This window comes from Escherichia sp. MOD1-EC6098 (genome assembly GCF_002965865.1).
In the GTDB taxonomy this organism is placed as follows: Bacteria; Pseudomonadota; Gammaproteobacteria; order Enterobacterales; family Enterobacteriaceae; genus Escherichia; species Escherichia marmotae.
In genome coordinates, this window is record NZ_PTSN01000012.1 from 21,960 (window position 1) to 34,978 (window position 13,019).

Consider the following 13,019-nt stretch of genomic DNA (forward strand, 5'->3'; position numbering starts at 1 on the left):
AGCAGATATTAATCTAACCCTTAAGCTGCATTCCCTTTCGCCATCGGAGCCAGTGCCGCAGGCAACTCTTTACCCAGCCCCTGAACCAGCGAGTCTTCCGTGATTTCGCTAATCGATTTCGCGCCAGTCAGCGTCATCGCCACTTTCATCTCTTTCTCGATCAAATTCAGCAAGTTTGCCACGCCCGCCTGGCCCGCCGTGGCCAGTGCATACAGGAAAGCACGGCCCAGCAGTACGGTATCGGCACCGAGTGCGATCATACGCACAACGTCAAGCCCGTTACGAATGCCGCTATCCGCCAGAATCGCGATATCGCCTTTCACCGCATCTGCAATAGCAGGCAGTGCGCGGGCGGAAGAGAGCACGCCATCCAACTGACGACCGCCGTGGTTAGAAACTACAATGCCATCCGCGCCAAAACGGACTGCATCCCGGGCATCTTCCGGATCGAGGATCCCTTTGATCACCATCGGGCCATCCCAGAAATCACGGATCCACTCAAGGTCTTTCCAGGAGATGGATGGATCGAAGTTATTCCCCAGCCAGCCGATGTAATCTTCCAGTCCGGTCGGTTTACCGAGATAAGCTGAGATATTACCTAAATCATGCGGACGACCGTTCAGACCCACATCCCAAGCCCATTGCGGATGAGTCACCGCCTGCAAGTAGCGGCGCATTGCGGCATTCGGACCGCTCATACCCGAGTGTGCGTCACGGTAGCGTGCGCCCGGCGTTGGCATGTCAACGGTGAAAACCAGCGTCGAACAACCCGCGGCTTTTGCCCGTTCCAGCGCGTTACGCATAAAGCCGCGATCGCGCAGTACATAAAGCTGGAACCACATTGGGCGCTTGATGGCTGGTGCAACTTCTTCAATCGGGCAAACGGAAACCGTCGAGAGAGTAAACGGAATGCCATGCGCATCTGCCGCTTTTGCTGCCTGGACTTCGCCGCGACGCGCATACATGCCGCACAAGCCCACCGGAGCCAGCGCTACTGGCATCGACAATTTCTCATTAAACAGCGTCGTTTCCAGGCTTAAGTCAGACATGTTTTTCAGAATGCGCTGGCGCAGCGCCACGTCGGACAAATCTTCTACATTGCGGCGCAGGGTGTATTCAGAATATGCGCCGCCATCCATATAGTGGAACAGGAACGGCGGCAGAATGCGTTGTGCGGCGGCGCGATAATCGCTGGCTGCGGAAATAATCATGCGTTTTTCTCCCTCGAATGCTCATGATGCTCACCGGGCAGGCGGGTAATGCGTGCGCGGCGTGCCTGATCTTCATCGAATCGTTTTATGGTGGTGTGGACAAAACTGAGATGCGCCATCATCGCTTTACGCGCACCGTCGGCATCACCAGCAAAAATGGCGTCAATGACTGCCTGATGCTGTTCAGTCAGTTGCGAAAAAACGGGCGGAACCAGATACATCCGCTGGCGACTTTGCATTACCGAGGACTGCAGGACATCAAAGAAACCGCGCATGGTCTGTAGCAGAACAATGTTATGTGAGGCTTCGGCAATCGCCAGATGAAAACGAACGTCTGCTTGTGAGGCGAGGTCCGGGTCTTCGCTGAGCGTTGCCTCAAAGCAAAGCTGAATTTTCTCTTTGTCGCCAGGCGTGGCGCGCATCGCCGCATGCCAGGCGGTGCTGGCTTCAATGGCGTAGCGGGCTTCCAGAATATCGAAGCTGTAATCCGGATCATCGGCCATCAGCGTTTTCAGTGGTTGGACGATGTTTTGCTCCGACCATGCATCATGACGCCAGCGAATAAACGTCCCGCCGCCGCGTCGGCTGAGCAGCACGCCTTCGCTTACCAGTTTTGCCAGCGCCTCGCGTAATGAATTACGCGACACGCCGAGCTGCATCGCCAGTTGACGTTCAGCGGGCAACTTCATGCCCGCCTCCAGATTTTTTTCATCAATCAGCGCCCGCACACGATCTGCTACCTCGTCTGACAGGCGTCTGGGTATAACCATCATTAAGGAATCATCCACGTTAAGACATAGGCCTGCAGCGTGGTGATCACGCCCACCATACAGGTGAAGATCAGGCTGTGTTTGACAGTAAAGCGGAACAAATCAGACTCTTTGCCAACCAGGCCTACTGCCGCACAGGCGATGGCGATAGATTGCGGAGAGATCATCTTGCCGGTGACGCCGCCGGTAGTGTTGGCTGCAACCAGCAACAGGTCAGAGACGCCAATTTGTTGTGCTGCTGTGGCTTGCAGAGCGGCAAACAGGGCGTTAGATGATGTATCCGAGCCGGTCAGGAATACACCCAGCCAACCAAGGAATGGCGAGAAGAAGGTGAATGCGTGGCCGGTGTGTGCCAGAGCCAGCGCCAGTGTTGACGACAACCCGGAATAGTTCGAAATAAAGGCGAACGCCAGCACCATACCAATGGAGTAGATGGGCAGCGCCAGCTCTTTCAGCGTGTTGCCGAAGGTGCTGATAGCGTCAGACGGTTTCATTTTCAGCCAGATAACAGAGAGCAGCGCAGCAAACAGAATGGCGGTGCCGGTGGCAGAGAACCAGTCGAATTTAAACACGGCTGCATAGGCGGTGGCTTCGCTGACCACCGGCGGCATACGAGCAACCAGTTTATCGAGGTACGGCACCGGAATGTTGATGACCCACTCATACAGCGCTCCGCCCGAAGCGAACAGGGCTTTAAACGGTGGAATACTCCACAGTGTTACGGTGGCGGTCAGGAACAGGAACGGTGTCCAGGCACGCAATACCTGACCTGCGGTGTAACCGGTGTGAGCCAGCGTCATATCAACCTGTGACGCCCCCAAATCACCGAAGCGGAAAACGCGCACCGGCTGCCAGCGTTTGAGGAACAGTGTCAGGCAGAGTAGCGATACCAGCGAAGAGATAATGTCCGGCAGTTCCGGCCCAATGAAGTTGGAACTGAGGTACTGTGCGATGGCAAACGAGCCACCCGCAACCACGACCGCAGGCCAGGTTTCTTTGATACCGCGCCAGCCGTCCATAATTGCCATGATCCAGAACAGCACGATAATAGTCATAAATGGTAGCTGGCGGCCTACCATCTGGCCAATCTCAAAGCTGTCGATGCCTGTTACCTGCCCGGCAACCAGAATCGGAATACCCATTGCGCCAAATGCCACCGGTGCGGTGTTAACAATCAGGCACAGCCCGGCGGCGTACAGTGGTTTAAAGCCCAGGCCGACCAGTAAGGCTGCGGTAATCGCGACCGGTGCGCCAAAGCCTGCAGCCCCTTCGAGAAATGCGCCGAAACAGAAACCGACGATCAGCATTTGCAGGCGCTGGTCAGGGGTTATTGAAAGAATGGACGAGCGGATGATGTCAAACTGCCCGGTTTTCACCGAGATCTTATAGACGAATACCGCTGCAATAATAATCCACGCGATCGGCCACAGGCCGTAGAAGAAGCCATAAACCACGGAGGCCAGCGCGTTGGCGACCGGCATTTTATAGAACAGTAAAGCTACCGCCAGAGCGATAGTGACCGTCCAGGTGGCGGCGACGTATCCTTTCAGTTTGAGCTTAATCAGCGCAAAGAAGAAAAACAGGATGGGAAGCGATGCTATCAGGCTGGAAAGCCAGATATTCCCGGCGGGATCATAGTTTTGTTGCCAGAGATTCATTGCAGGTCTCCTGGAGGCCACGCACATCGTGTAATGAGTCTGTTGCTCATCTCCTTGTCACACGTTGTGTAAAAGTGGCACTGCCAATTTTGTTGTGTAGGGATAATGACAATGAATGGTTAACCAAATGTTATGTGATGGCAACGTTAATGTGAGTTTGAATTGATGAACTGTGAACCAGAGGCCAGATAAGGGAAGAATTGGTAGGGCCAATTTGGGGTGAGGAAGGTGTCTGGTAAAGAAAAGGGCAATCCTCATCAGAGAATTGCCCGCAGATTGTTGACCTGGTGCACCTTATTTTGCCGGATGCGGCGTGAACGCCTTATCCGGCCTACAGGAATTTGTGGAATCCTCCTGTAGGCCGGATAAGCGTAGCGCATCAGGGTTTACCCATTCGTTAATGGATAATTACCACTGAATACCGGCACCGAGTGCGGCGGAGTATTCGCCCTGGCTATTGGTACTACCTTGTAATTTGTAGACCCAACGACCGTTGGCACTCACCATCGATACACCTAAAGCAACAGCCGATTCACCGTTATAAGTACCGCCACCAATAGAAGCCATGCTGGCACCTGGCGTGTAGGCCTGAGGCAGACCAGTCATCGCCATTGCCGAAGCGATACCACCGCTCATTTTTTTCTCTACGCCCTTCACTTTGTTATCCATTTCAACCATTTTCTGGTCTGTGTAGCTATTGGTATCCTGGATACTTTGTTTTAGCTGTGCGTAGTTAACCGCATCGTGATCGTTCACAGCGGCTGACACATTACTGATTTGCGTCGTGCCCCCCTTACCATCACCCAGGTTTAACGTACTGTAGTTAATCGTACCGTCTTCATTCGTACTGTAACGAACACCACCCTCAGTGGACGATTTCAACTGTGCGACGTTCACTGCATCAGTGTCATTTTTACCGGCAGCAACATTGGTGATGCGGCGCTGATTAGTTGATGACCCCACAGATATGGTATTGGTTTCATCGGCGATCGAACCTGTACCTAAGGCTACACTGTTATCTGCAGCAGCGATTGATCCTGAACCGATAGCGACGCTGTCCGCCCCCTGTGCATTGGCATCCGCACCGGTTGTATTTGCCTTGAAGTATTTCGTACTTCCGGTAGTAACAATATCGCCAATACCATTCTCGATGTTGGTAACACGGGTATCGAGATTGCTCACCTGATTGTTCAGGTTATTGATACTGGTCGTGTTGATCTCAACGCGCGCATCCGTCACTTTCAACTGGCCAACATTAACCGCATCGGTATCCTGTGAGCCCGCTGCCACATTAGTGATTTGCCTCTGACCATTGGTGCTGCCTACAGAGAATTCACCCACCGAGTTTTGCGGGGCATCCATATTGTAAGCGGTATAGTTGCTTTGGGCCCCAACGGTGGTTTGAGAACCATTACCCATTGCAATGCTGTTAGCATGGTTCGCGCGAGCACTGGAACCGATAGCGATACCGTTAATTGCGTCCTGTACCACTAAGGAGCCAAAACCAATACCAATTCCGGCATCACCATTGACCACTGTTTTTGCACCCATCGCCAGAGAGTCCGTCCCAACGGCCAGTGAATCCTCTTCTTTCGAGTTTGAGTGGAAGTACTTAGCAGGAGTGCTTGCAACTGAACCTATCGCATTTTGCAACTGACGGACAGTGACGACGTCATGAGCCTCTGAACCATCTGCGACGTTAATGATTTGGCGATAACTTTCACCATCTTTACCTACAGATAGCGCACCGAGTAATTCGCCATCAGTGGTGTCATAACCAATGACAACCCCGTTTTCCGTTACGCTGCCAGAACGGGAGCCCTTGACGATGACACGGTCAGAGGTTGAGCCACTGCCCAGTGCTATACCGGAGTCGATCGAGCTGACGCTGTCTCGACCAATAGCGAGGCTGTTTTCACCCGATGCGGTCGCGTTATAACCCAACGCGGTAGAGCCGACGCCCGCTGCGCTGGCATCTATAAAGGTCAAGCCGGTATCGTTTGTACGGACGTAATTTACACCTGCACCATGCTCTTCAATATAGGTCGTACTGGTGTCGCCAGCGAGCTGGTTAATCATATCGCTATTCTGGTTGATGAGCACATTTGTGGCATACAACTGAGAACCATTAACCGCATCGGTGCTATCAACCGCCACGTTACCGGCTTTTACATTAGTGATTTTACTGGTGGTATCACCATCGTGGGCCGCACTAAAGGCACCTGCGTTATCATCCCAAATCATTGCATCATCAAGCGTCGAGTCTATCGCGCTCAGTGCATCACCTACATTATCGTAGTCAGTATTAGCGATAGTATAGGCTGGTGCGTTGATTGTGCCGTCAGCATTAACAGTGGAACCACCGCCAAGAATGTCACTAATAGAGTTGCTTACATCATAGAGCTGTCCACCGTTCACTGCGTCTGCGCTGTCTTTAGAAATTGAACCGGCGGCGACGTTAGTGATTTTACTGGCACTACCACCATGACTGGCTGTGAATGTGCCTGTTTTGGCATCCCAGGCAAGGGCATCACCGAGTGAGGCTACAACTGAGGAGTCAATAGCGGCTAATGCTTCACCTACGTTATCGTAATCAGTGCCCCCGATATTATAGGTTGGTCCAGTAAACACGCCGCTTGAATCAACAGAGGCATTTCCACCCAAATAGTTAGCGATAGAACTGCTCAAACCATACAGTTGTCCGCCATTTACGGCATCGGTACTTGACGACGATAGTGTTCCCGCCGCCACATTAATGATTTTGTTGGTGGTGCTGGTGCCGTGTTTGGCACTGAACGCCGTACCATTCCACTGCAGGGAATCATCTTCCAGACCCGTGATTGTGGTATTGATATCCGCGACATCATTGGTCAGGTTGGTGATGTTGGTGGTGTTGGTGGCAACGTTATCGTTTGTCGTTTTCAGTTGCGAGCCGTTGACGGCATCGGTACTGGTGTCTGACAGGTCACCGGCCATGACGTTGGTGATTTTGTTGGTGGTGCTGGTGCCGTGTTTGGCACTGAACGCAGTACCATTCCACTGCAGGGCATCATCTTCCAGGCCCGTGATCGTGGTATTGATATCCGCGACATCATTGGTCAGGTTGGTGATGTTGGTGGTGTTGGTGGCAACGTTATCGTTTGTCGTTTTCAGTTGCGAGCCGTTGACGGCATCGGTACTGGTGTCTGACAGGTCACCGGCCATGACGTTGGTGATTTTGTTGGTGGTGCTGGTGCCGTGTTTGGCACTGAACGCAGTACCATTCCACTGCAGGGAATCATCTTCCAGACCCGTGATTGTGGTATTGATATCTGCGACATCATTGGTCAGGTTGGTGATGTTGGTGGTGTTGGTGGCAACGTTATCGTTTGTCGTTTTCAGTTGCGCGCCGTTGACGGCATCGGTGCTGGTGTCTGACAGGTCACCGGCCATGACGTTGGTGATTTTGTTGGTGGTGCTGGTGCCGTGTTTGGCACTGAACGCAGTACCATTCCACTGCAGGGCATCATCTTCCAGGCCCGTGATCGTGGTGTTGATATCCGCGACATCATTGGTCAGGTTGGTGATGTTGGTGGTGTTGGTGGCAACGTTATCGTTTGTCGTTTTCAGTTGCGAGCCGTTGACGGCATCGGTGCTGGTGTCTGACAGGTCACCGGCCATGACGTTGGTGATTTTGCTGGTGGTGTTAGTGCCGTGTTTGGCACTGAATGCCGTGCCATTCCACTGCAGGGCATCATCTTCCAGGCCTGTGATTGTGGTGTTGATATCCGCGACATCATTGGTCAGGTTGGTGATATTGGTGGTGTTGGTGGCAACGTTATCGTTTGTCGTTTTCAGTTGCGAGCCGTTGACGGCATCGGTACTGGTATCTGACAGGTCACCGGCCATGACGTTGGTGATTTTGCTGGTGGTGTTAGTGCCATGTTTGGCGCTGAATGCCGTACCATTCCACTGCAGGGCATCATCTTCCAGGCCTGTGATTGTGGTGTTGATATCCGCGACATCATTGGTCAGGTTGGTGATGTTGGTGGTGTTGGTGGCAACGTTATCGTTTGTCGTTTTCAGTTGCGCGCCGTTGACGGCATCGGTACTGGTGTCTGACAGGCTACCGGCCATGACGTTGGTGATTTTGCTGGTGGTGTTAGTGCCATGTTTGGCGCTGAACGCAGTACCATTCCACTGCAGTGCATCATCTTCCAGGCCTGTGATTGTGGTGTTGATATCCGCGACATCATTGGTCAGGTTGGTGATGTTGGTGGTGTTGGTGGTAACGTTATCGTTTGTCGTTTTCAGTTGCGAGCCGTTGACGGCATCGGTACTGGTGTCTGACAGGCTACCGGCCATGACGTTGGTGATTTTGTTGGTGGTGCTGGTGCCGTGTTTGGCACTGAATGCAGTGCCATCCCATAGCAGAGAATCGTCCTTCAGATCTGTCACCGCCGTATTGGTGGTGTTGATTGTCGAATTCACTGCATCAAGAGCATCACCTACATTGTTGTAGGTCCCTGAGGAAATAGTATAGGTTGGCGCATTAACGGTTCCGTCAGCAGCATTCACGCTGGCATTGCCGCCTAACCGGTTTGCTACCGATTGGCTAAGCGCAAAAATCTGCGAGCCATTGACGGCATCGGTACTTGTTTTGTTGATGATGCCTTTATCAACAAATACAATTTTTCGCTGGTCCGTATTGTTACCGACAGAGATAACATTGTCTTCCGCTGCGAGAGCACCCGCACCAAGCGCGACGGAATTATTTCCTGATGTTCTGGCTCCATTACCCAGAGCGACGCTGTTGTTTCCGCTCACAAAGCTGTCCTGCCCTAGCGCGACAGCCCCTGTCCCGTTCGACTGGCTGTTATAGCCCATAGCAACAGAACCGGCTTTGGTCGCCTCACTTGCTTGGCCTATCGCGAGTGAATACAAGCCATTGGCTTCGCTGTCTTTGCCTATCGCGGTGGCATAATCACCGTTAGCATGAGCGCTATTCCCCAACGCAAGGGAATACTCTTTGGTTGCTTGAGCCGCACTTCCGATTGCAATAGCCCGGCTGCCAGTAGCTACAGTTGCTTGCCCCAACGCTACCGATCTTTCTCCAGACGCATTGCTACTGAAGCCTAATGAGGTTCCCCCCACGCCAGAGAACGCACTTTGCCCTATTGCAACACTTGATGTATTGGATCCTCCACTTGGCCCTGTTTGTGCTGATGTTGCGACTGCCCCTATACCAATGGCAATCCAGCCATTACTAAGTGGAGTAGCTTCAGCAGATTTACCGCCATCAAGAGCGACTTCTGCATGTGCTCCAGACGACAACAACCCACCGACAACTAACGCAGAAATTAACAGCTTACTGCGCCCGCTCTTCTTCCCACGGCTTTTTGCCGTTTCGCTGGCAACGCTATAACTGCCCGTCGCCGGGTTCCAGATAACTTTAAATATTTTGTTCATTATTGATGCTCTCTATTCCTTGATATAAGCGCAGAAACCGCATTTATTTTTTGCTTTTTCTCTGTCGGGATTCCGCAGAGTGAAGGTCGTCGAACTGAAGGTTTGCCATATTGATGGCGAGTTTCAGGTATTTCAGATTATTGGGAGATACGCCTTTCAGCGTCAGATTAATGTCTTGCCATTGACCTGGTAATAATTTCAGCGAGGAGTTCATTGAGGTACTGAAAAGTAATTGCTGCCATTTTGTTAAGTCTTTAGGATCGGCAGGTTTTTCATTGCCCCATGTAGCATGAAAGCCAATATTTGATACGGGAATGCTTAATAGGTTAACCAGCGAAATACGAATAACGCTGCCATTTTCAACCGCATCGACAGACAGTACCCGACCTGCTAAACCGACAGAGCCGTTATTTAAAATGAAGTATTGGGTTTGTGCTGGGTTAAATTCAGTGAAGATAAATTCGTCCTGTTTGTCTTTGACTGCCTTTACGATGCTGGCAAGAGTTTTGGTACTGCTTATGATGCTATTTTGTTGTTTTTCAATAATTTCAATTTTATTTTTATATTGTTCTTGCTGCTTTTTTAGAGTGTCTATTTGACCTTGTTGCAACGCTTGCTGTTTGGTGAACTCATCAATTGCGTTTACTTTTTCAGTATTGTCACACCCTGTTAATGCGCAGAGTGACGATATTGTTAACACTCTTAGTACTGCTTTCTTCATGTTCATAGGATGAATTCCTTTTCATAATCCTGATGCTTTGATAACTACGTTGTAGTTATTTTTTGTATGAATAATTTAATATTTCATATTCACAATAAAAATTTATGAGAGAGTTTTCGAATTAATGGGTGCTGAGAGTGTGTTATTAGATGTCAAACTATTTTAGTTTGTAGATACTAATAACCTAATCTCGCGAATTTTAATGACCGGTGTCAATTCATGTCAAATGTTTAACGGAGTTAAGGTGAGGAGGGTAAGAAGTTAATATTTGTATGGTAAATGTTTTGTGACGATAAATGTGACACTGGCTGGAAAACATAAATAATTAATCATTGGAATGTAAATAATCATACTTATTATTTATATATAGCTCTTTTATTACGCAGCATATTTTCAGAATTTGACTTGTGATGTTCATGCAGACAGTCGGACAAAATTGAACATGCAATGCTAAGAATGTTAATAATTTTTAGTATTTGAAAGGGGCTCCTGCATGTGCCAGCAGGAGCGAGTAAATCGTGAGAGGCTGTGATTACAGCGACCAGAAAGGAACTTAAAACGCGGTCTTTGAGAACCCTGTCATCTCTTGCAGGCCCATTTCACGGCCCAGCTCTGTCATTGGGTGCACCACCACCAGCCCACGAACACTCTTCTTCAGTTTGCCCATGTCCGCTTGCTCTTTTTTAGTAATCGCACGCTGGAAAGGCATTTTCATCAGCTTTTGTGCTTCTTTGCTGAGTTTTTGGCTGTGAACGTCACGCAGACGAGCAATTTCAGCTTCCAGCGTGGCTTTCTCTTTTTCCAGTTCGGCATATTTGTCTGCGGCTTCAACTAGCGACAGGTCGGCCTGTTGGTGACGGATGGCGTCCAGGCGATCGCTAAGACGTTTAATTTCGTTTTTTTCGACTTCTTTCATGTGATGGCTTCTGATAAAGATAAATTTATAGTCCTAGTATGCGTGACGGGGTGCTTTGTTCACAACCGATGGTATTGTAATAGTTTTGCTGGGTAACCAATTTTGCGTTCAGAAAAGAATGTAATTTATTGATTAATAAAAAGTAATAAGCAAGCAAGGACAAACGTTGTAGATTTCGCACGTTTTCCTTAATGCCATTTTTACCGGGATCTAAACTAAAATTGGCGGCCGCGCATTCCCGGCGCGGGGTAATTCGGAGATATTATGATGGGCAAAATAGGTGAAAACGTTCCGCTTTTTATCGATAAAGCCGTAGATTTCATGGCATCTAGCCAGGCGTTCCGGGAGTATCTGAATAAACTTCCCCCTCGTAACGCGATCCCGTCCGATATACCTGAGGAAAGCGTGCCGTTATATCTCCAACGCCTGGAATATTATCGTCGGCTTTATCGACCGAAGCAGGTAGAGGGGCAGCAGTAAGCGAGCATTGCTTACTTTTGAAAGGCTTTTTTTAAGCTGATTTTGGAAATCAGCTCTGTCAGTGAAAGGACCATTGTTGATCGCACAGCTTGTTGATAGCGTTGAACTTGCATCGCGTACAAACTGGAGTCTGCTGGTTCAAACTGTGGCGGCGGTGGTAGCGCCGCCACGCAATGCAGTTCGCCAAATGGCCCAAGAATTTCATCATCGGTAAACGCGTACTCGTTGCCGTCGTGGTTCAGCTCTTCCCGCAGTGCCATCAACAGTTCCGCATCTTCGTATTCATGGCGACTGATTACGCCAAGCCCATAAATCAGCTTTAAGCGCACGGACAGATCGCCCAGCGGGCCATTGCCGTCGAGTAACGGTTCTACAGCATACTTCACCGCGTAATCGTCTTTGCGGAATACCTGAAGCACCAGAAGATTCACCGCCTCGGTCAGGAGATCGACGGCGGTAATCAGAAAGCTTCGCACGGTTTTGCCAGCATTCAGACGCTCAAGCACACGGTTTTCAAAGGCCTGGGTTTGTTCCATTGTTGCCTGCATATCTGACAATCTGTTATTCGGGCGCAGGGACCCCTGCGCCTGGTCCACCATTATTGCATTGCGTTATAAGCGGTTACCGCTTCTGTGACAACCTCGCTGTTGGCATCAAGCCCGGAAATCTGTGCCAGCGCAGCCTGCGGCCCTTTGTCGGCAATCAGCGCAGCCAGTTCCTGAGCCTGTGGATCTTCTTCACTGCGGAAGTGCATGGCGGCAGCAATACCCTGAATCAGGTTTTTGTGCGGTAAACCGTACTCCAGCGTACCCAGCAGCGGTTTTACCAGACGATCTCCGGCGCTCAGTTTACGCAGCGGCTGACGGCCTACACGCTCCACATCATCTTTCAGATACGGGTTTTCAAAACGGCCGAGGATTTTCTGGATATACGCAGCATGTTTATCAGCATCAAAACCGTAGCGCTTGATTAGCACCGCGCCGCTTTCTTCCATCGCACCTTTTACCACCGCACGGATTTTCTCATCGAGAATTGCGTCACGAATGGTCTGATGACCCGCCAGTTTTCCGAGGTACGCGGTTATAGCATGGCCCGTATTCAGGGTGAAGAGTTTACGCTCAACAAATGCCATCAGGTTGTCGGTTAGCTCCATACCTGGGATGTTTGGCAGCGCGCCTTTGAATTGAGTTTTATCGACAATCCATTCGCTGAAGGTTTCTACCGTCACTTCCAGCGGATCGTTGGTTGCAGAAGCAGAAGGTGGCACGATGCGGTCAACGGCGGAATCGACAAAGCCAACGTGTTCTTCAACCCACGCTTTTGCTTCTTCCGGCAGGGCATTCATTACATGGCCTTTCAACTGAGTGGTGCCGCGAACCATGTTTTCACACGCGATGATGTTCAGTGGGGATGCATTACCTTGTTCTTTGCGTTTCACCAGCCCTTTAGCAATCGCCGGAGCAATTCGTTCCAGCACGACCGGGCCAACGGCGGTAGTGACTAAATCGACCTGAGCGATTAAATCCACCACGTCATCACCAATACTGCTGACGGCATCAACGCCGGAAACGGTATCGACCTGCTCGGTTTCACCGACCACATGAACCTGGTAGCTATGACGGGCATTCAGGGCATCAAGTACCACCTGATTGACATCGGCAAATGTCAGTTGAATACCCGCATCAGCCAGCAGTTTACCGATAAAGCCACGACCGATGTTACCTGCGCCAAAATGTAATGCTTTCATAGTATTAACCTTCATCAATGTTTTTACCCGAGAGGGCTGGGGTGAGGCATTTCCCTCACCCAAACCCT

10 protein-coding genes are annotated in these 13,019 nt (G+C 50.5%); 2 read left to right on the top strand and 8 right to left on the bottom strand.

Annotated elements, in window-relative coordinates:
• Positions 1–20: 20 nt before the first annotated feature.
• The 5 genes from lldD to C0K55_RS13495 form a co-directional block, all read right to left on the bottom strand.
• Positions 21–1,211, bottom strand: a complete 1,191-nt coding sequence (lldD, locus tag C0K55_RS13475) for a quinone-dependent L-lactate dehydrogenase (protein ID WP_000586943.1) — start codon at positions 1,209–1,211, stop codon at positions 21–23.
• Positions 1,208–1,984, bottom strand: coding sequence for a transcriptional regulator LldR (gene lldR, locus C0K55_RS13480; RefSeq protein WP_001517469.1), 777 nt, complete (start codon positions 1,982–1,984; stop codon positions 1,208–1,210). Before lldR ends, lldD begins: the two co-directional genes overlap by 4 nt.
• Positions 1,984–3,639: an L-lactate permease gene (lldP, locus tag C0K55_RS13485; RefSeq protein WP_001055313.1), complete on the bottom strand. Its 1,656-nt coding sequence runs from the start codon at positions 3,637–3,639 to the stop codon at positions 1,984–1,986. The genes lldR and lldP overlap by 1 nt, the downstream gene beginning before the upstream one ends.
• Before the next feature lie 408 nt (positions 3,640–4,047).
• Positions 4,048–9,087 (bottom strand): YadA-like family protein, encoded by a 5,040-nt coding sequence (locus tag C0K55_RS13490; protein WP_105269113.1) that lies wholly within the window; start codon positions 9,085–9,087, stop codon positions 4,048–4,050.
• Between the two features lie 43 nt (positions 9,088–9,130).
• Positions 9,131–9,778: a hypothetical protein gene (locus tag C0K55_RS13495; protein WP_442899380.1), complete on the bottom strand. Its 648-nt coding sequence runs from the start codon at positions 9,776–9,778 to the stop codon at positions 9,131–9,133.
• Between C0K55_RS13495 and C0K55_RS27150 the strand changes: the two genes are divergently transcribed.
• Complete coding sequence (locus C0K55_RS27150; RefSeq protein WP_225996959.1) at positions 9,760–9,816, top strand: lipoprotein; 57 nt, start codon at positions 9,760–9,762, stop codon at positions 9,814–9,816. The two genes, C0K55_RS13495 and C0K55_RS27150, sit on opposite strands and share 19 nt — an antisense overlap.
• 545 nt (positions 9,817–10,361) lie before the next feature.
• Here the strand turns inward: C0K55_RS27150 and C0K55_RS13500 are convergent.
• Positions 10,362–10,724 (bottom strand): YibL family ribosome-associated protein, encoded by a 363-nt coding sequence (locus tag C0K55_RS13500; protein WP_016262730.1) that lies wholly within the window; start codon positions 10,722–10,724, stop codon positions 10,362–10,364.
• A 267-nt stretch (positions 10,725–10,991) separates the two neighbouring features.
• Between C0K55_RS13500 and yibT the strand changes: the two genes are divergently transcribed.
• The gene (gene yibT, locus C0K55_RS13505; protein ID WP_010376448.1) at positions 10,992–11,204 is read left to right on the top strand and encodes a protein YibT; all 213 of its coding nucleotides are present in this window, start codon (positions 10,992–10,994) and stop codon (positions 11,202–11,204) included.
• 11 nt (positions 11,205–11,215) lie between these two features.
• On the opposite strand, the gene mtlR is transcribed toward yibT, so the two are convergent.
• Together mtlR and mtlD are read right to left on the bottom strand one after the other, a co-directional pair.
• Entirely contained in the window at positions 11,216–11,803 is a 588-nt protein-coding gene (gene mtlR, locus C0K55_RS13510; protein WP_000228285.1) for a mannitol operon repressor MtlR, read from the bottom strand.
• A complete protein-coding gene (gene mtlD / locus C0K55_RS13515) occupies positions 11,803–12,951 on the bottom strand; it encodes a mannitol-1-phosphate 5-dehydrogenase (protein ID WP_000645402.1) in 1,149 nt (382 codons plus the stop codon). Before mtlD ends, mtlR begins: the two co-directional genes overlap by 1 nt.
• Between the last annotated feature and the right edge of the window lie 68 nt (positions 12,952–13,019).